The sequence below is a fragment of the Turicibacter sp. TJ11 genome (assembly GCF_021497505.1).
GTDB lineage: Bacteria > Bacillota_I > Bacilli_A > MOL361 > Turicibacteraceae > Turicibacter.
Genome location: NZ_CP069349.1, coordinates 204,733 through 223,208, shown reverse-complemented (window position 1 = coordinate 223,208; position 18,476 = coordinate 204,733). Strand labels below are relative to the sequence as shown.

Sequence of the window (18,476 nt, the reverse complement as noted above, 5' to 3'; positions counted from 1 at the left end):
TTAAGATTTAAAAAACCAACTTCCCATTATCCATTCAATTTCATGATTAAGTATAAATTACATAAGTTTTGATTCACCATAAATTCTTCATCTTCGTGATAAATAGAATCTAGCGAATCCATAAAAAAACCTTCATTTTATCTAAAAAGATAAAATGAAGGGACGAAAATTCGCGGTACCACCCAACTTGTTAAATCTATGCTTTAACCACTTAATTTGATAACGGTAAAGACCGGTTCATAAGAACATGCTCCAAGAGTGTAATTCATGATTATATCTGCCCTAGTTCTCACCAACCACTAAGTCTCTGATTTTGCTATCTATAATCACTACTTAATTCTTTTCATTGCACTATTATTGATGCTTGGATTATAACAAATTGTGTAGGTTGCTGTCAACCTTATTTCGTTGTATTACGCCAAACAAATGAATGAGGTAACGTAATTTGTGTTTCCGTAACTTCCTCTTCTTTCATTAACTTTGTTAATAAGCGCATTGCAACGGCTCCAATATCATATGTTGGAATATTAATTGTACTTAACTGTGGACGTGACATAATTGCATATTTTGTATTTTGGAATCCGATAATTTCTAATTCATCTGGAACACTAATTCCATGTTCAATTGCAGCATTCATAAACATAACTGCCACTGAGTCACGAACCGCTAATGCAGCATCTGGTGCTTGATTATTAGCAAAGAAATCTTTAAATGAATCTAAAGAATTTTCAAACTTATTGTATAATCCTAAAATGCGTGGCTCAAGTCCAGCTTCTTCAATGGCACGACGATATCCTTGTTCTTTTAAATCATTCATCGCATAGTATGAATTTGAAGTAATGAACGCAATATCTTTGTTTCCATTTTCAATTAATTTTTTAGTTGCTTCATATGCCGCTAATTCGTAATCAATTAAAACAGCTGGTAGACGCCCTTCTAAATCTTTAACTGATAATAATACCGTTGGAACTGTATCGTTTGCTAAACGCTCGATTTCTTCCTCACTAATTTTATCAGCCATCATTAAAACACCATCTACTTGAGAGGCGATCATATTTTGCCAAACATTTGTTGCAATATCATTTTCATTATGAGTTACATTTAAGAACACTGAATAACGATATTTATCAGCGATATCTGCTACCCCATCGATCATCTCTGATACAGATGCACGTGAACAAGTTGGAACAATTAATCCAACGTTTGTTGAACGACGACTAGCTAATCCACGCGCGATTGCATTAGGACGATATCCTAACTCATTGATGGCTGCTAAAACTCGCTCACGAGTTTTAGGTTTTACTTTTTCTGGATTATTTAAAACGCGAGACACTGTTGCTAATGATACATCAGCTACACGTGCGACATCATAAATTGTCACCTTTGACATAAAATCAACTCCTAAACGCAAAAAAAATTTCCTGTATCTATCTATCATTTCAACTTGCAAAGTACGACTCTGCAAGCGTTAACACCTACATAATCTCCGATACAACCTTCATTTTATCGAAAATAAATTAATTTATCAATAACTTCATGAAAATTTACATTTTTAAACCGCTTGCTTTTCATGATTAACTCTATTATAGACAAGAAAAGGTTGGTTTATTCTATTTGAATAATTTTTTCAAAAAAACATCAAATTATTCCAAAGTGGTCAATTATCATCTGAGTGAATGATGATTAGATGGATTTTAGTTCAATCTGTACGCTTTGAAATATTTGAACTTATCTCTAACAAAATAGATAGACATAATAATCATGGATAATCCTTTTAGTTTCTCTCGCGAGTTGATTCCCAAAAATGTTTGAAATGTTAGCCCTACTAGTCTTGTTGTTGACTATTATCTTCTTGTAATTTAACACTAACCTTAAAAATCTCTTTAAAGATATGAACCATCATTTCATCTGTCATTGGTCCTTCATTGATTTGCTTTAACTTTTCTATAATTTGTTCTTCACGAACTGGATCATATTTTTTTAATCCTTGTTTATCTTTCTCAACTCCAACAGCCTCCACTAATTGAGTACGTTGATTTAATAAATGTAGCAATTGGACATTAATTTCATCGATTTGATCTCTTAGTTGTTTTAAGTTCATATTTGTCATGTTTTCACCTCATCTTAATTTTTTACTTGAACGTATTATTGGCTAACAGTTTGTTAAAAAGGGAACAAGCTTTAATACTTGCTCCCCTTTCAATTATCCGCGTAAAACAGCGTTGTGCTCTTCTGTTAAAGCATTTAATACTTTTTGATGTGTTGGTTGTAAATCTTCATCTGTTAATGTTTTTTCGCGATCTAAGTAATAAAGTGAAATCGCCACAGATTTCTTACCTTCTTCGACACCTTTACCTTCGTAGATATCGAAGACTTCAACTGTTTGTAATAAGTGATTTGCAGCGTTTTTAATCGTTTGAACTAATTGATCTGCTAACACTTCACGATCAACGACTAACGCAATGTCACGTGTCATTCCTGGATGTTTTGGTACTATTTCATAAGCCGGTTTTGAACTTTCTAGTCCGAATAAGACATCTAATGATAATTCAAATACGTATGTTTCATGTAAGTCTAATTCACGTTGTAATTCTGGATGTACTTGTCCGACTACTCCGACTAAAACATCATTCACATAAATCATGGCCGTACGTCCTGGATGGAACTCTTTGTATTCATCAGCGATAACTGGACGATAAGTGACATTTAAATGACCCATCTCAGTTAAAACAGCATCAACATAACCTTTTGCGACATAGAAGTCTACTTTTTCAACTTTTGCTTGCCATTTATTAGTGATCATTTTTCCTGTCACTGCACCTGAAATTTTTGTTTCTTCTGTATATGTTCCATCAACTTGACCATAAACTTTTCCAATTTCATAAATAGCAACATTCTCAATTGTGCGTGCGTTATTATAACGAACCACTTCTAATAATTGAGGAATCGTTGATTGACGTAAATTTGAACGATCTTCACTCATAGGCATCGCTAATTTGACTAATTCTTTTTTATTAGCTGGAATTGATAAAAATTGCTGTGCTTTTTCAGCGCTTGTTAATGAATACGTAATCACTTGTGTTAAACCACAAGCCATTAAAGTTTGGTGTGCTTTATTACGCATTAATTGGATTGGTTTATATCCACCTTTAATATCTGTTGAAGGTAGAGTCGTTGGAATATTATCATAACCGTAAATACGTCCCGCTTCCTCAATTAAATCTTCAACAATTGTAATATCTAATCGACGAGATGGCACATGTACCGTAAACACATCGTCCGTTAAATCATATGTAAAGTTTAAACGAGTCCAAACATTTGCTACTTCTTCATTACTCATAGCTGTTCCTAAAACTGAATTAATTTTTTCAGCTGTAATAGAAATGCTAACTGGTTCAACTGTTAACTCGTCGAATGAAACGACTCCTTCACAAACTTGCCCATTAGCTAATTCAGTCAATAACTGAGCAGCACGATCAAGAGCTAATGCTGTACGATTTGGATCGATTCCTTTTTCAAAACGTGCTGATGATTCAGAGCGTAATCCTAAACGAGTCGATGCTTTACGAACAGATAAACGATCAAATAACGCTGATTCTAATAAGACGTTTACTGTTTGATCCGTAACCTCTGTTGCTTCTCCTCCCATGACACCTGCGATTGCAATTGGCTTCTCACCGTCTGTTACGATGATGTCTCCTTCAGCTAACTCGCGATTTTGACCATCTAATGTTTTAATTGTTTCACCAGCCACTGCTTCACGAACAACGATTTCTTTAGAAGCAATCGTATCGTAATCGAAGGCATGTAACGGTTGTCCCATTTCTAACATGACATAGTTCGTAATGTCAACGACATTGTTTTTAGGTCGCATTCCTGCCGCAATTAAATAGGCTTGTAACCATTGTGGAGATTCTTTGATTTCAACATTTTTTACAACTCTTGATAAGTATAACGGTGCTTTCTCAGTTTTTGAGCTAACTTTAATTAAATCTTTCGCTGATTCTTGAACTTCTGCCACTGTTACCTCTTTGAAGTTCACATCGCGTGATAAAATAGCTGCCACTTCATAAGCTACCCCATACATTGATAAACAGTCCATACGATTTGGAGTTAATCCAAGTTCAATCACTGTATCATAAAACTTTAAGTATTCTAATGCGTCCATTCCAACTGGAGCATCTTCAGCACATACGAAAATTCCGTCTGCATACGCTTGAGGTACTAATTTTTGTTCAATTCCTAATTCTTTTAATGAACAGCACATTCCATTTGAAACTTCACCACGTAATTTGGACTTTTTAATTTTGAAGTTTCCTGGTAACACAGCTCCTGGTTTTGCAACGATAACTTTTTGCCCAGCTGCAATATTTTTTGCTCCACAAACGATTTGTAATACGCCTTCTTCTCCACCAACATTAATTTGGCAAACAGATAATTTATCAGCGTTTGGATGTTGAATACACTCTTCAACATATCCAATAACGACGTTTGTTGCATCTGATAAAATATTAACTGATTCAACTTCAATTCCTGTTCTTGTGATTTTTTCTGCTAATTCTTTTGGATCAATGTCACTTAAATCAATATATTGACTCAACCAGTTGACTGAAACTAACATCTATACGACCTCCTATTTTTACTTAAACTGATTAATAAATCTTAAATCATTTGTATAGAAATTACGGATATCTTCAATCCCATATTTAAGCATGGCAATACGTTCTGCTCCGATTCCAAAAGCAAATCCTTGATATGTTTTAGAATCAAATCCAGACATCTCTAAAACGTTTGGATGCACCATCCCTGCACCTAAAATTTCAATCCATCCTGTTCCTTTACAGATGTTACATCCACATCCTGAACATTTTGAACATGTCACGTCTACTTCAACTGATGGTTCAGTAAATGGGAAGAATGATGGACGTAAACGAATTTCACGATCTTCACCAAACATTTTGCGAGCTAATTCTAATAACGTTCCTTTTAAGTCTGCCATTGTAATATCTGTATCAATAACTAATCCTTCGATTTGTGTAAATTGATGAGAGTGAGTCGCATCATCATCATCACGACGGTATACTTTACCTGGACAAATAATTTTGATTGGTCCTTTACCTTTAGCAGCTTCTAAGACACGTGCTTGAACAGGAGAAGTATGCGTACGTAATAACGACTCTTCTGTAATATAGAATGAATCTTGCATATCACGTGCTGGGTGTCCTTTAGGCAAGTTTAAAAGTTCGAAGTTGTAATGATCCCACTCAACTTCTGGACCTTCTTCAACTGTATACCCCATCGAAATGAATAATGATTCTAATTCATTTGTTACGGCTTGTAATGGATGTACGACTCCAATATGATTTGTTCGACCTGGTAATGTCACATCAATCGTTTCATTTTCTAATTGTTTTTGAATCGCTAAAGCTTCTAATTCTGTCTTTTTACTTTCAATCGCTTGTGAAATAGCCGTTTTCACTTCATTTGAAACTTGACCAGCACTTTTACGTTCCTCTGGTGCCATGTCTTTCATATTTTTCATCACTTCTTGAATGGGACCTTTTTTCCCAAGGTATTTTACGCGAAGATCATTTAATTCTTTTAAATCAGTGGTAGTTGCTACTTCTGATAAAGCTTCGACTTGTAATTGTTTTAATCGATCTAGCATCTTAATTCCTCCAAACTATTAAATTAAAAAATAAAAAAACGTCCTTAAAAAAGGACGTTTCACACGCGGTACCACCTTTATTGCTAAGTCAAAAGACTTAACCTCTTAAACGAATAACGGCCGTAACCGGATGTGATTAGCATCACTCGTAAGGTGAATTCATAAGTTTAACTATAAGAATGCTTCCAGTCTCAGACATCCTCTCCCTAAATAGCAAAATCCTTATTACTACGCCTTATTCAACGTTTTTTTATTTTTTCTTATCTCTATTATATACATTCTAATAAAAATATACAATATTTTATGACATTTAGTCATTTTTTAAACTGACTACACGAATTGGAAAGGTTCCGTGCTTAACGTTGAAGCGATCGCCACTTCACCCATTAAATCATTTAATAACTGAGTGACATGCTGTTTCATAATACATTCCGCATGGTGTCCTACATCTAAAACATTTAATCCCATCTCTAATGCATCTTGTGCATCATGAAATCCAACGTCACCTGTAATAAATAAGTCTGCTTTTTTAGCTTTAACAGGACCGATGTAACTTGATCCACTTCCACCAATAACGGCAACTGTTTTAATTTTTTTATTTAAGTTTCCAACGAAACGAGCATGTGAAAGATTTAATGACTGTTTGACGTGTTTAATGTATTCAGCAGCTTCCATCGGTTGTTCTAGTTGTCCAATACGTCCTAGTCCATATTGTTCATTTGGCATCGTAACGTTTAATTGATAAACATCATAAGCCATCTCTTCATAAGGATGAACCACTCTAATCTTTTCAATCACTTGATGAAGATTCGCTGTTTTAACTACGCCTTCAATTTTCATTTCATCTACATATTCAATTTCTCCAACTTGCCCAATGAAAGGTTGACTATCTGGTAAAGGTTTAAATGCCCCTGTGCCCGAAGTGGTAAATGTACAGTGTGAGTAAGCACCAATTTGTCCAACTCCCACTTCTCCCATAACTTCACGAACAACATCTAGATGTGTAGCGGGAACATAAATAATAAGTTTTGAATATTCCTCACGTTTAGTCGGAATCAAAGGTTTCGTATGAATTAATCCTAATGCATGAGCTAAACAATCATTCATCCCGTTTTTAGCAATATCAAAATTAGTATGCATAGAATAAACACAAATATCGTTCTTAATACATAGCTCTACGATTTTACCTTTTGGAGTATTCGTATTAATTGAAGCGAGTGGATGATATATAAATGGATGATGAGCAACAATTAAATTTGCTCCCAATTCAATCGCTTCTTCTACGACAGCCTGTGTGACATCAAGCGTCACTAAAACTTTTGTTAGCGGACGATTAACATTTCCAATATGTAAGCCAATCGGATCTTTATCATAAGCTAAATGTTTAGGAAATAACGTCTCTAACTGTTTAATGATATCTGAAATCGTAAGAACCATTTTATAACACCTCTTTTAATAAAGCCTGACGTTGTTTTAAACTTTCAACTCTTGGGTGATCAGTCGGTAATTGTTCAATAATCGATTGATTCTTCATAAACTCTTTACTCCATTTAGCATGGAAGATTTCATTGGTCTGATCTAATCGTAAAACTGGACCAAATTCAATATCTAATTCATTATAATTCATTGAGTGCTCAACGGGTACCGCAACAATGATCTCATAAAACTTACCTTCATCTAAGACAATCTTTTCATCAATGATGTTAAATTGATGTTGAGAAAGCCAATCACGTAATACATTCGCATCGATATTAGGTTGTAATACGAGTCGTTCAAATGATCGCGTTAACAATAAATTTTCTTCTAAAATTGAAACAATTAGCTTACCGCCCATTCCAGCAATAACAACGCCTTCAACTTCTGAAGGATGAAGCACTGTTAATCCTGGGCCTAATCTTGTTTCAATTTGCTCAGTTAAACCATATCGCTGAATCGTTGTTTTAGCTGCTTCTAATGGACCTTTTCCAATGTCTGCAGCAATGGCTTTTTTTAATTTTCCATTTAAAATACCTACACAAGGTAGGTAGGCATGATCTGTTCCAACATCCGCTACTGTTTGTAGCGGTGTTAGAGCATTTAAACAAGTTTGTAAACGTAATGATAATTCATAATTCATCTGATTAAGTCCTATTCTTCCATGAAGTCTTTTAAACGTCGACTACGAGATGGGTGGCGTAACTTACGTAATGCTTTAGCCTCGATCTGACGGATACGCTCACGAGTAACACCGAATTCTTTTCCTACTTCTTCAAGTGTTCGTGTACGTCCATCTTCTAAACCAAAACGTAAACGTAAAACACGTTCTTCTCTATCAGTCAATGTTTCTAACACATCATCTAATTCTTTTTTAAGCATTTCATTTGAAGCAAATTCAGATGGTGATAAAGCATCTGCATCTGGAATAAAATCTCCTAAATGTGAATCGTCTTCTTCTCCAACTGGTGATTCTAATGAAACAGGCTCTTGAGAGATTTTTAAGATTTCACGTACTTTTTCAGGTGAGATTCCCATTTTTTCAGAAATTTCTTCAGGTAATGGTTCACGTCCTAATTCCTGAACTAATTGGCGTTGAATACGAACTAATTTGTTAATCGTTTCAACCATATGAACTGGGATACGAATCGTACGCGCTTGGTCTGCAATCGCACGCGTAATCGCTTGGCGAATCCACCACGTTGCATAAGTTGAAAACTTAAATCCTTTACGGTAGTCGAATTTTTCCACCGCTTTAATAAGTCCCATATTTCCTTCTTGAATTAAATCTAAGAATAACATTCCGCGTCCAACGTGACGTTTTGCAATACTAACAACTAAACGTAAGTTAGCTTCTACTAGACGTTTTTTAGCATACTCACCTTCATGAATAACGCGGCGTGATTCTTCATCACTTAATTCTGTAATCCCAATTAAAAATTCATTTCCATCATTAGCTTCTCCAGCATCTTTGATTAATGATTCAATACGTTCTAATAACTCAGTTGGAAGTGGTTCATTACGACGACGTAGTTCTAAAATTTCAGCTGAAATATCTCCACGTTCAATCTTTTTCGCGAAGTTAATTTCTTCTTGACTAGATAGTAATTCAACACGTCCAATTTCTTTTAAATACATTCGAACTGGATCATTAATTTTAAATTGCGATGTAAATTCGAAGTCATCGAATTTTTCTTCTAAATCAACTTCATCTTCAGCGTTAAAATCAGCCGGAATTGCATCCTCATTATCTTCTGTGTCGAAATCAGGTAAGATTAAAACTGTATCGTCTTCTTCAGTTGTCTCTTCTGGTTCAACAATTTTTTCAGATTTAACAATATTAATTCCTTCTGCATCATATAAGTCTAAAAATGAACTGATCATTTCTGGATCTAATTGAACTTGTTCAAAATTATTATTGATTTCATCATATGTTAAATAACCACGTTTTTTTCCTAGTTTAATTAATTGGTTATTGATTTCTAAAATCTTTTTTTCATCAAGTACCGGATTTGACATAAAACCACTCCTTCTACTTCCCAAACTGCTGTTTGAGTTGATTTACTTTACCTAGTAATTCCAATTTTTCGCGATCTAATGTTGCTTCACTAATTTGTTTTTTTAACTGTTCCATTTGAACCTTATAAACATATTCTTTGACGACAGAAATTAAATCATGAATCACCTCTTCGCTTGCAAGAGGTGGGAGTGATTCGCATTCAAATATAATATCTGTAATTGGTTTTACTAATGCCTCATCAATCCAATTTAAGAAATATTGTAAATTCATCGTTTCATGCGTCGTATAATAATCTAAGATATACAACACAATGTTACGACGTATCGGATCATTCAAATAACCATTTAGCTCTTTTTCTACCTGTAAAGCGACACGTCTTTCCTTTAACATGTAGTGAATTAACATTTTTTCAGAACGTTCGTATTTAGTATCTCGCAATTGTCTTGCATGTATTTGTCGGTTTCCGTTTTTATTGTTGTTCATATTGGAATTTTTATACACTTGACTTTTGCTACTATTGAACTCCTGTAAAATACTTTGCTCACCTATTGAAATATCATACGCCAATTTCTTTAAAATTAGCTCTTGTAGCGTGTGGCTTTGCAGCGTATAGGCAAAATGATAAATTTGACGTTTGAATTGTTCGCGATGACTCACAAACTCTAAATTAAACTGTCTTTTAATGTAACGATATTGATAGTCAATAGCTGGAATGGCTTGATCAATTAATTTAGAAAAAGCCTCTTTTCCATATGTCTTTATAAATTCATCTGGATCCATTTTATTTGGAATTTCAACAACACTAATTGAAAAGTTTTGTGCCATTAAAATAGGAATTGCTTTATTTGCCGCAGCTAGTCCCGCTTTGTCCCCATCAAAACATAAAATAATTTGATCCGTTAAGCGACGAAGTTCACGGCTATGATCTTCCGTTAACGCAGTTCCCATCGTGGCAACTGATTCAACAAATCCTGCTTCAACAGCAGAAATAACGTCTAAAAATCCTTCAAACAATAACACACGGTTATGTCGACGAATCGCAAGCTTAGCGTCATTTAAGTGATAAATTAATTTCCCCTTTTGAAAAATGGTTGATTCAGGTGAGTTAACATACTTTCCTAAGTTCGTATCCCCTTCTAAAAACACACGACCACTAAATCCAACCACATGTCCTACTTTATCAAAGATTGGAAACATGATTCGTGATTTAAATCGATCATAATATTGTCCTTGATGTTCATTGAGAAGTCCTAAATTCACGGCCACTTCTAATGAATATCGATTATTTGCTAAGGTTTTAACTAAAGCATCCGAATAAGAAGGTGCAAGCCCGATTCCAAACTTAGCAATGGTTTCATCACTCATTCCACGATCATGTAAATAAGCTAACGCCATTTTTCCTTCTTTCGTATGATTTAAATAATAATGATAAAACCCTTTAGCAAACTCCAAAATATCAAATTCATTTTTAAACTTAGCATCTTGAATGGATTCATCAGACTGTAAAACAATATCTGTTTCAATTCCGGCACGTTTAGCCAGCTTTAAAACCGCTTGAGGATATGAAATAGCTTCGATTGAAGAGACGAACGAAACAACGTTTCCTCCTTCTCCACAACCAAAACACTTATAAATCCCTTTATCAGGTGAAACAACAAAAGAGGGAGTATTTTCCCCATGGAAAGGACATAAACCCTTATAGTTCTTTCCTGCTTTACTCAATTGTACATAGTCACTAATTACATCAACGACGTCACTTTTTTGTATAACCTGATCAAATAACTCTTGTGGAATTCGGCCTCTTCCCATGGAATTCACCCTCTTCCTATCTATTTTAGTCTTTCAAAATTCAACTCTAATTAATCATCTTAAAATTGAATTTTTGAAGTAATATAATCAACTAATTCATCAATTGCCACACGCTCTTGTTCCATTGTGTCACGATGACGAACCGTTACTTTTTTATCTTCTAATGAATCATAGTCAAATGTCACACAGAATGGTGTTCCGATCGCATCTTGACGACGATAACGTTTACCAATTGTTCCCGCTTCATCGTAGTCAACCATCATATGTTTTGATAACTCAGCAAATACTTCTAACGATTGCTCGTTTAACTTTTTAACTAATGGTAAAACAGCTACTTTATATGGTGCTAAAGCTGGATGGAATTTTAATACTTCACGTGTTTCTCCATTTTCTAATGTTTCTTCTTCATAAGCATCAACTAAGAATGCTAATGTTACACGATCAGCTCCAACTGATGGTTCAATACAATATGGAACATATTTTTCATTTGTTGTTGGATCTTGATATTCAAAGTTTGCTCCCGATTCAGCCATATGTGCTTTTAAGTCAAAGTCTGTACGGTTAGCAACTCCCCATAACTCTCCCCAACCAAATGGGAATTTATATTCGATATCTGATGTTCCATTACTATAATGGCTTAATTCTTCTGGTGAATGCTCACGTTGGCGAATATGGTCTGGGTTCATTCCTAAGTTTACTAACCAATTCCAGCAATATTGTTTCCAGAATTCATACCATTGTCCATCCTCACCTGGTTTACAGAAGAATTCTAACTCCATTTGTTCGAATTCACGTGTACGGAATGTAAAGTTTCCTGGTGTGATTTCGTTACGGAATGATTTTCCGATTTGTCCAATACCAAATGGAACTTTTTTACGACTTGTACGTTGAACATTTTTAAAGTTAACAAAAATTCCTTGTGCTGTTTCTGGGCGTAAATAAACAGCTGATTTATCATCTGAAACAACACCCATATGTGTTTTAAACATTAATTCAAATTGACGGATATCTGTAAAGTCATGCGCCCCACACTCTGGACAAGCAATGTTATGCTCACGAATATAAGCCATCATTTGCTCTTCTGTCCATCCATCAGCAACAATGTCATCTCCATGATCTTCAATTAACTTATCTGCTCGATGGCGGCTTTTACATTCTTTACAGTCCATTAAAGGATCACTAAATCCACCAACGTGCCCTGATGCAACCCAAGTTTGAGGATTCATTAAGATAGCACTGTCTAATCCTACGTTATATGGTGATTCTTGAATGAATTTTTTCCACCAAGCTTTTTTAACGTTATTTTTTAACTCAACACCTAATGGTCCATAATCCCAAGTATTAGCTAACCCACCGTAAATTTCGCTTCCTTGGTAAACAAAACCTTGTGTTTTACACATGTTTACGATTTTTTCCATTGTTACTTGACTCATGTCAACACTCCTTTACTTAACAAACTTTTAGTTCGTGAACATAGAGAAAATAAAAACTCCCATACCTATGCCACGAGCATAGGGACGAGAGTTATTCCCGCGGTTCCACCCTATTTGTAAAGTTCATCACTTTACCACTTTGTTAACTATGCTCAGAAGTTCCCTTCCTTAAGATCTTGAAACCTGGCTTCCACCTTCCCAGACTCGCTATCATTCAAATACTCTAAAGTACTACTCTTCGTCTTCACATAAATATTGCATTATACTACTACTATTATATTATATCAATACTTAAAACACAATATACAAAAACATGAAAAACACCGACGAAAAAATGAAATTTTTATAAAAATATCATCATTTTAATTGACTTTCTGTCCTATCTTGTCACCAACTCTAACTAGATATGTATGTCCTTTGACACATTAAGATAAAAAAAGAGCCCCTCGGCTCTTTTTTATAATTCTTTAATAAATTTTTTAGTTTTCAGATGCAAGCCCGCATACGAGTCATAATAAGCATCTAAGAATTGCTCAATCGGTAGAAGCAACTCTTTTTCAAGTTCAATCTCAGGCAAGTGATCAATATCCACTTTGTATAGAGCTCTAACGATGGGAATTAGCGAGGCGTCAACAACAATCGGTTCTTGTGGTAAATAACATTTAGCACAAACCAATCCGCCTTGACGAACACTTAATGTTACAATGTGCTCAGTGCTTTGACAAACAGCACAACAATCCATGATTGGAGCAATTCCAATGAGAGGCATGAGTTTTAATTGAAAAATAAGGCTTAGTAAATAAGCTGAGTATCCTTGATCAGCTGCTTCTAAAAAATTCTTTAGCATTCGATAGATATAAGAGCTAAACTCTGACTCTGACATGCCTTTTAATATTAATTCAATCATGAAATAAAAGTAAGTCATATTTTCATAATCTAATTTTAGATTTAAGTAATAATCAATAACATCTCCACTATAAACATAATAGAGATTGCTATTTGCGTTAGTTGAGGGTTTTAAATTAAAATGTGCACAGGTCAGCGGCTGAACAAGTGCACTTTTTTTTGTATTAATTTTATTGGCATTTTGTACAAAAACACCAATAACCCCCTGATTCTCAGTCAGAACTTTAATAATTTTATGATGTTCACCATAATTAAAGCTCTTCAATATAATTCCTTCAACCTCAATTGCCACGCCATTACTCCTCCTCTGTAACTTTAGCAGGCTTTACATCAGCAATCTCCTCTGAGAACTCAGTATTAGAATTGTCTACTGTTAACTTATGTTCTGACTCCTTCATTAACAGATAGTGATCAATTTTTCCTGTACGTTTAAAGACTTCCCATTCTAGACTATTCATGTATTATCCCTTCTTACTAGCTACGCTTTTATTTTTGCCCCTGTAACTAGTATGTCTCGGAAACGAAAATCTATGAGAGCTTATTACATTTTTGTCTTAAAAAGTCGAATTAATATTCTTTTTCACTGTATCCAAAGTCATTTAAGTACAATTTTTTATTACGCCAATCTTTTTGAACCTTTACCCATAACTCAAGGTAAATTTTTGTTCCTAATAATTTGACGATATCTTTACGAGCTAATGTTCCGATGTCTTTTAGCATCTTCCCACCTTTACCAATTAAAATTCCCTTTTGTGATGGACGTTCTACAACAATGGTAGCCATGACATCGATCACATTTTTACCTTCTACTTTTTCAATTTTATCAATGACAACAGCCACTGAATGTGGAACTTCTTCATGAGTTAAGTGTAACACTTTTTCACGAATTAATTCTGAAATGATAAAGCGTTCAGGATGATCGGTAATGTGGTCAGAAGGATAAAACTGCGGCCCTTCAGGAAGTTCTTCCTTAATAACTTCAAGTAACGTTTCGATATTTTCACCTGTTTTTGCAGAAATCGGAATAATTCCAGCAAATTCATGCTCTTCTTTAAATGCAGCAATAACAGCTAATAAATCTTCTTTCGTAATTAAATCAATTTTATTAATGACTAAAAAGACCGGTTGTTTAACTGCTTTTAAATGTTCTAAAATAAAACGATCTCCACGTCCTAATTTTTCTGTTGCATTAACCATAAACATCACGGCATCAACTTCATTTAACGTTCCGATTGCTAAATCGGTCATGAATTTTCCTAACTCATGTTTTGGTTTATGAATTCCTGGCGTGTCGATAAAAATTGTTTGTGTATCGTGATCAGTAATAACCCCTTGAATCTTATTACGAGTCGTTTGAGGCTTATCACTCATGATTGCGATTTTTTTTCCTAATACTTTATTTAAAAATGTCGATTTTCCAACATTAGGGCGTCCAATAATTGAAACAAATCCTGATTTGAATGTTGCATGATTCATTATAAATCCTCCGATGTGAATGAATATGGTAATAAGTCTGCGACGGTATATGTTTTAACTTCATCTTTGTTACTTAATAAAATAACTTGGGCATCTTGTGGCATTAATTCACTGATGACTTGACGACATGCTCCACATGGAGAAATTGGACGATCCGTGTTTGCAACAACGGCGATAGCCTCAAAGTCTTCACGACGATAACCTTTTGAAAAAGCAGTAAATAACGCTGAACGTTCAGCACAGTTTGTTAATCCGTATGAAGCATTTTCAACATTGGCTCCATTAATGATACTACCATCTTTTAACTTTAAAGCTGCCCCAACTGGGAATTTTGAATATGGAACATAGGCATTTTTATAAGCTTCTTTTGCTGCTGTAATTAAATCTGCGTACTTTTCTTTCATTAACTCTTCACCTACTAATTAAAAATATATGGAAGAAAAATAACTCCCCCAATAATAACCGCGATAATTGACGCGATCAAAACCGCTCCAGCGGCAACATCCTTTGCAATTTTGGCGTAAACATGATAATCAGACGTAACTAAATCCACCGTTCGTTCAATCGCTGTATTCACCATCTCTAAGCTAATCACTTGAGCACTAATTAATAAAATAGCGAGAAACTCTAATTTACTGATACCAAAATAAAGGCCACCTAAAACAGCAACCAATAATGCTGTATAGTGGACCTTTATATTACGCCCTATTACAAAAGATGTCAAGATGCCAAAAAAGGCATGTTTAAAAGATTTAATTAATGCTTTAACGGAATGTGCTTCTTTAACGTCGAATTCCGAGCGCATTTAAGACATCCTCCTGTTTACCAAACATGACTTTCTCTTCTTCAGGCTCTAAATGATCATAGCCTAATAAGTGTAAACATCCATGAACAGCTAAGAAACTTAACTCACGTTCAAAAGAATGACCAAATCGTTCAGCTTGTTCACGTGTTCTAGGTAATGAAATAAATACATCTCCAAGCATTCGTGGCATTGGAATCCCTTGAATTTTAATTTCTCCTGGCATTTCATCTTCAATCGCAAATGTTATCACATCTGTTACTGCGTCTTTTTGTCGATAAGTGGCATTAATTTCTCGAATTTGTTCATTATCAACAAAGATAAAACTACACTCTAACATTTCATTTGCTAATTGTTCTTGTTTAATGGTCTCATGAACCACTTTTGTGATCATTGCTTCGTATGATTCAACTGATTCGTTTGTTTGATTATAAAATTGAATATCTACTCCCATATGTGTTGCTCCTTTTTATTCACCTGTCTTTTCATAGCTTTCAATAATTTTTTGAACTAGCGTATGACGAACGACATCAACTGTTTCAAATTGAACAAATTCAATTCCTTTAACACCATGTAAAATTTCCTTTGCATGTTTTAATCCTGATTTAACTGGTTTTGGTAAATCAATTTGCGTTTCATCACCTGTTACCACCATTTTTGAGTTAAATCCTAAACGTGTTAAAAACATTTTCATTTGTTGTTTCGTTGTATTTTGTGCTTCATCTAAAATAATATAAGCATCTTCAAGGGTACGACCTCGCATATAAGCTAGCGGTGCAATTTCAATGATTCCACGTTCAATCATTTTTTCTGTTTGCTCAAGTCCGAGTACATCATATAATGCATCGTATAATGGGCGTAAGTATGGATCAACCTTTTCTTTTAAATCTCCAGGTAAGAATCCTAAATTTTCTCCCGCTTCTACAACAGGACGTGTCAAAATGATTTTACGAACGATGTTTTTCTTAAGTAACGCCACACCGATAACGACAGCTAAATACGTTTTACCTGTTCCAGCAGGTCCCATTCCAAACACAAGATCATTATCTTGAATTTTTCGATAATAGTCTTTTTGATTGAATGTTTTCGCATAAATTGTTTTTCCTTGCACCGTTTTAATGATTTTATAGCGTTCATCAAATAAAGACTCTAACTCTTTTAAACGATGTTGCTCGTTCATTTTTATCGCATATAGTACATCACGCTCGGTAATTTCTTTACCTTTTCGGTGTAAGTCAACAAGTGCTAGTAAGACTTCGCGAATAATTTCAGCTTTTTTCTCGTCACCAAATACATATAACTGATCACCTCTAAGTGAGATGTCAACATGATAGTAATCTTCAAAAATTTTTAAATGCTTATCATGGTGACCAACAACTGAAATAGTTTCATCGATTGTTTCAAACACTGCTGGTATTTTAATAGGGTCTTTACTCATAATTCAGCTCCTCTAATAGGCAATATTTTCGTATATCGTCAGATGACACTTAAAAATAAATTGTGTCTCTGTCTCTTCTTCTGTTATTATCTCCAAATTTTTTATGATAAACTCACCATCTGTTTGTTCTTTAAAAGAATTTTTAACAAGTGTCAGAAGATTTGCTTTTAATTCATCAGAAGTGTTTACTTTTATTATATCACTTTTTTCATAATATTGCTTTTTTTCTAAATAAAGGGGCGATTCTTTCATGAAAAATAGCGGATTATACTGTTTGTTAACCTCTTCATATTTTTCATAAGGCAACTCTTTGGTCGGAAATGTAAATTCCATTCCACCTAAATGTAAAACATAAGCGGTTTGTTTATTAGCAGTATATCCTTCTTCCACATAACTTTTTTCTGCTGTGATAGTTGCTTCATACCAAGTATCCGCCCAAACTTCTCCTTTAGCAGTATCGTCAATTGGAATAATTTCTGTCGTATATGGTTGTTCAACATAACAAGTGACTAATGGATCGCCTGCTTTAACCACTTGGTTTTGCTCAACTAAGACTCGGCAACTTGAAACTTTATAATTTTTAATCAGTCCTGAACGCTTGGCATATAGTGTATCCGTATAGCCGTCTAAGTTATCTCTTTCATCAACAGGTGTATTGTAAACCTCAACGATAACATCAGTTCCTTTACGATAAACATTAATCCAAACATACTCATTATAGTAATCACTAAGCTCTGATTTTATATCTGAAAGATCACTCTTTAAAAAGTAAAAAGGGCCAACTTGTTTAAAGTGTGGTTCTAATAAAGACTCTAAAACTTCTTGTTCCTGAGTGTTTAAGTTTCCATCGACACGATAACCAATCGTGTGATTATTCATTAAAATCATCAAGAAACAAGTTAATACAGCAATTGGAACAATCACCTTTAATAATGAAGGGTAAATCGATAGTTCTAATACGATAGGATATTGCATTTCTAGCTCTTTGGCTACATCCTTACGGATTGTAACCAAATAGCCATCTGAATGTTTTTTAATTCCATAAATCATAATTTTTTGTTGTCTGAGTTGGGTGACTTCTCGCATAGAAGGCACTAAAATTTGAACTTTTGCAATGAAGATACTTAACCATTTGTTATTCATTCTTATCACCGACTATTTCTATTTTTTTTATGCTATCACTTTCAATTCTAATGACTAAATCACCGTACTCTTTAATCCGCAAATTAACCCCTAAAATCATATATTTATGATCAGGGGTCTTTAAAATACAAGACTCCTCTGTGAAATGTTCTACCGTACAACGATCATTTACAATGACGGTTTTATTTTGTATGAGCTGAATAAGCGGATAATTCAAAGCTTGCTTAAAGATTAATGATTCAACTTTATTAACCATTTCCATTTTATCACCATCATTTTTGTCTTTACTCTTCATATACTCATAAGAT

At 34.3% G+C, this 18,476-nt stretch carries 18 protein-coding genes and 3 other annotated features; all 18 genes read right to left on the bottom strand.

Features of this window, described 5'->3' with window-relative positions; translation table 11 throughout:
- Positions 1–155 precede the first annotated feature (155 nt).
- Positions 156–356: a binding site (T-box leader), on the bottom strand.
- 44 nt (positions 357–400) lie between these two features.
- Positions 401–1,390 carry a substrate-binding domain-containing protein gene (locus tag JRC48_RS01030; protein WP_235070026.1) on the bottom strand — a complete coding sequence of 330 codons (990 nt, stop codon included), beginning with the start codon at positions 1,388–1,390 and terminating at the stop codon, positions 401–403.
- 435 nt (positions 1,391–1,825) lie between these two features.
- On the bottom strand, positions 1,826–2,110 hold the full coding sequence (locus JRC48_RS01025; protein WP_235070025.1) for a chorismate mutase: 285 nt from the start codon (positions 2,108–2,110) through the stop codon (positions 1,826–1,828).
- Between the two features lie 93 nt (positions 2,111–2,203).
- On the bottom strand, positions 2,204–4,621 hold the full coding sequence (gene pheT, locus JRC48_RS01020) for a phenylalanine--tRNA ligase subunit beta (protein ID WP_235070024.1): 2,418 nt from the start codon (positions 4,619–4,621) through the stop codon (positions 2,204–2,206).
- 18 nt (positions 4,622–4,639) lie between these two features.
- Complete coding sequence (gene pheS, locus JRC48_RS01015) at positions 4,640–5,668, bottom strand: phenylalanine--tRNA ligase subunit alpha (RefSeq protein WP_235070023.1); 1,029 nt, start codon at positions 5,666–5,668, stop codon at positions 4,640–4,642.
- Between the two features lie 47 nt (positions 5,669–5,715).
- Positions 5,716–5,920 (bottom strand) — a binding site (T-box leader).
- A 78-nt stretch (positions 5,921–5,998) separates the two neighbouring features.
- Positions 5,999–7,105 carry a Nif3-like dinuclear metal center hexameric protein gene (locus tag JRC48_RS01010; protein WP_235070022.1) on the bottom strand — a complete coding sequence of 369 codons (1,107 nt, stop codon included), beginning with the start codon at positions 7,103–7,105 and terminating at the stop codon, positions 5,999–6,001.
- Between the two features lies 1 nt (position 7,106).
- Positions 7,107–7,784, bottom strand: a complete 678-nt coding sequence (locus JRC48_RS01005) for a class I SAM-dependent methyltransferase (RefSeq protein ID WP_235070021.1) — start codon at positions 7,782–7,784, stop codon at positions 7,107–7,109.
- An 11-nt stretch (positions 7,785–7,795) separates the two neighbouring features.
- Positions 7,796–9,160 (bottom strand): RNA polymerase sigma factor RpoD, encoded by a 1,365-nt coding sequence (gene rpoD, locus JRC48_RS01000; protein WP_235070020.1) that lies wholly within the window; start codon positions 9,158–9,160, stop codon positions 7,796–7,798.
- Between the two features lie 13 nt (positions 9,161–9,173).
- Positions 9,174–10,970 carry a DNA primase gene (dnaG, locus tag JRC48_RS00995; protein WP_235070019.1) on the bottom strand — a complete coding sequence of 599 codons (1,797 nt, stop codon included), beginning with the start codon at positions 10,968–10,970 and terminating at the stop codon, positions 9,174–9,176.
- A gap of 59 nt (positions 10,971–11,029) precedes the next feature.
- Positions 11,030–12,403, bottom strand: a complete 1,374-nt coding sequence (locus tag JRC48_RS00990; protein ID WP_235070018.1) for a glycine--tRNA ligase — start codon at positions 12,401–12,403, stop codon at positions 11,030–11,032.
- Positions 12,404–12,480: 77 nt separating this feature from the next.
- Positions 12,481–12,657, bottom strand: a binding site (T-box leader).
- 203 nt (positions 12,658–12,860) lie between these two features.
- Entirely contained in the window at positions 12,861–13,601 is a 741-nt protein-coding gene (recO, locus tag JRC48_RS00985) for a DNA repair protein RecO (RefSeq protein WP_235070017.1), read from the bottom strand.
- Positions 13,602–13,605: 4 nt separating this feature from the next.
- Positions 13,606–13,767 carry a YqzL family protein gene (locus JRC48_RS00980; protein WP_235070016.1) on the bottom strand — a complete coding sequence of 54 codons (162 nt, stop codon included), beginning with the start codon at positions 13,765–13,767 and terminating at the stop codon, positions 13,606–13,608.
- 109 nt (positions 13,768–13,876) lie between these two features.
- Positions 13,877–14,785, bottom strand: a complete 909-nt coding sequence (gene era / locus JRC48_RS00975; protein WP_235070015.1) for a GTPase Era — start codon at positions 14,783–14,785, stop codon at positions 13,877–13,879.
- The gene (gene cdd / locus JRC48_RS00970; protein ID WP_235070014.1) at positions 14,785–15,189 is read right to left on the bottom strand and encodes a cytidine deaminase; all 405 of its coding nucleotides are present in this window, start codon (positions 15,187–15,189) and stop codon (positions 14,785–14,787) included. The genes era and cdd overlap by 1 nt, the downstream gene beginning before the upstream one ends.
- Positions 15,190–15,203: 14 nt before the next feature.
- Positions 15,204–15,590: a diacylglycerol kinase family protein gene (locus JRC48_RS00965; RefSeq protein ID WP_235070013.1), complete on the bottom strand. Its 387-nt coding sequence runs from the start codon at positions 15,588–15,590 to the stop codon at positions 15,204–15,206.
- Complete coding sequence (ybeY, locus tag JRC48_RS00960) at positions 15,568–16,041, bottom strand: rRNA maturation RNase YbeY (protein WP_235070012.1); 474 nt, start codon at positions 16,039–16,041, stop codon at positions 15,568–15,570. Before ybeY ends, JRC48_RS00965 begins: the two co-directional genes overlap by 23 nt.
- Positions 16,042–16,056: 15 nt before the next feature.
- The gene (locus JRC48_RS00955) at positions 16,057–17,025 is read right to left on the bottom strand and encodes a PhoH family protein (protein ID WP_235070011.1); all 969 of its coding nucleotides are present in this window, start codon (positions 17,023–17,025) and stop codon (positions 16,057–16,059) included.
- A 12-nt stretch (positions 17,026–17,037) separates the two neighbouring features.
- Positions 17,038–18,168 (bottom strand): sporulation protein YqfD, encoded by a 1,131-nt coding sequence (locus tag JRC48_RS00950; RefSeq protein ID WP_235070010.1) that lies wholly within the window; start codon positions 18,166–18,168, stop codon positions 17,038–17,040.
- Positions 18,161–18,430, bottom strand: a complete 270-nt coding sequence (locus JRC48_RS00945) for a YabP/YqfC family sporulation protein (RefSeq protein ID WP_235070009.1) — start codon at positions 18,428–18,430, stop codon at positions 18,161–18,163. Before JRC48_RS00945 ends, JRC48_RS00950 begins: the two co-directional genes overlap by 8 nt.
- Between the last annotated feature and the right edge of the window lie 46 nt (positions 18,431–18,476).

Bases quoted from the DNA above. Each gene is read 5' to 3' on its own strand.
- ybeY (WP_235070012.1), bottom strand. From the start codon at position 16,041: ATGGGAGTAGATATTCAATTTTATAATCAAACAAACGAATCAGTTGAA.
- JRC48_RS00955 (WP_235070011.1), bottom strand. From the start codon at position 17,025: ATGAGTAAAGACCCTATTAAAATACCAGCAGTGTTTGAAACAATCGAT.
- pheS (WP_235070023.1), bottom strand. From the start codon at position 5,668: ATGCTAGATCGATTAAAACAATTACAAGTCGAAGCTTTATCAGAAGTA.
- JRC48_RS00965 (WP_235070013.1), bottom strand. From the start codon at position 15,590: ATGCGCTCGGAATTCGACGTTAAAGAAGCACATTCCGTTAAAGCATTA.
- JRC48_RS01010 (WP_235070022.1), bottom strand. From the start codon at position 7,105: ATGGTTCTTACGATTTCAGATATCATTAAACAGTTAGAGACGTTATTT.
- rpoD (WP_235070020.1), bottom strand. From the start codon at position 9,160: ATGTCAAATCCGGTACTTGATGAAAAAAAGATTTTAGAAATCAATAAC.
- JRC48_RS00990 (WP_235070018.1), bottom strand. From the start codon at position 12,403: ATGAGTCAAGTAACAATGGAAAAAATCGTAAACATGTGTAAAACACAA.
- JRC48_RS01025 (WP_235070025.1), bottom strand. From the start codon at position 2,110: ATGACAAATATGAACTTAAAACAACTAAGAGATCAAATCGATGAAATT.
- pheT (WP_235070024.1), bottom strand. From the start codon at position 4,621: ATGTTAGTTTCAGTCAACTGGTTGAGTCAATATATTGATTTAAGTGAC.
- JRC48_RS00950 (WP_235070010.1), bottom strand. From the start codon at position 18,168: ATGAATAACAAATGGTTAAGTATCTTCATTGCAAAAGTTCAAATTTTA.
- cdd (WP_235070014.1), bottom strand. From the start codon at position 15,189: ATGAAAGAAAAGTACGCAGATTTAATTACAGCAGCAAAAGAAGCTTAT.
- JRC48_RS01005 (WP_235070021.1), bottom strand. From the start codon at position 7,784: ATGAATTATGAATTATCATTACGTTTACAAACTTGTTTAAATGCTCTA.
- dnaG (WP_235070019.1), bottom strand. From the start codon at position 10,970: ATGGGAAGAGGCCGAATTCCACAAGAGTTATTTGATCAGGTTATACAA.
- JRC48_RS01030 (WP_235070026.1), bottom strand. From the start codon at position 1,390: ATGTCAAAGGTGACAATTTATGATGTCGCACGTGTAGCTGATGTATCA.
- era (WP_235070015.1), bottom strand. From the start codon at position 14,785: ATGAATCATGCAACATTCAAATCAGGATTTGTTTCAATTATTGGACGC.
- JRC48_RS00945 (WP_235070009.1), bottom strand. From the start codon at position 18,430: ATGGAAATGGTTAATAAAGTTGAATCATTAATCTTTAAGCAAGCTTTG.
- JRC48_RS00980 (WP_235070016.1), bottom strand. From the start codon at position 13,767: ATGAATAGTCTAGAATGGGAAGTCTTTAAACGTACAGGAAAAATTGAT.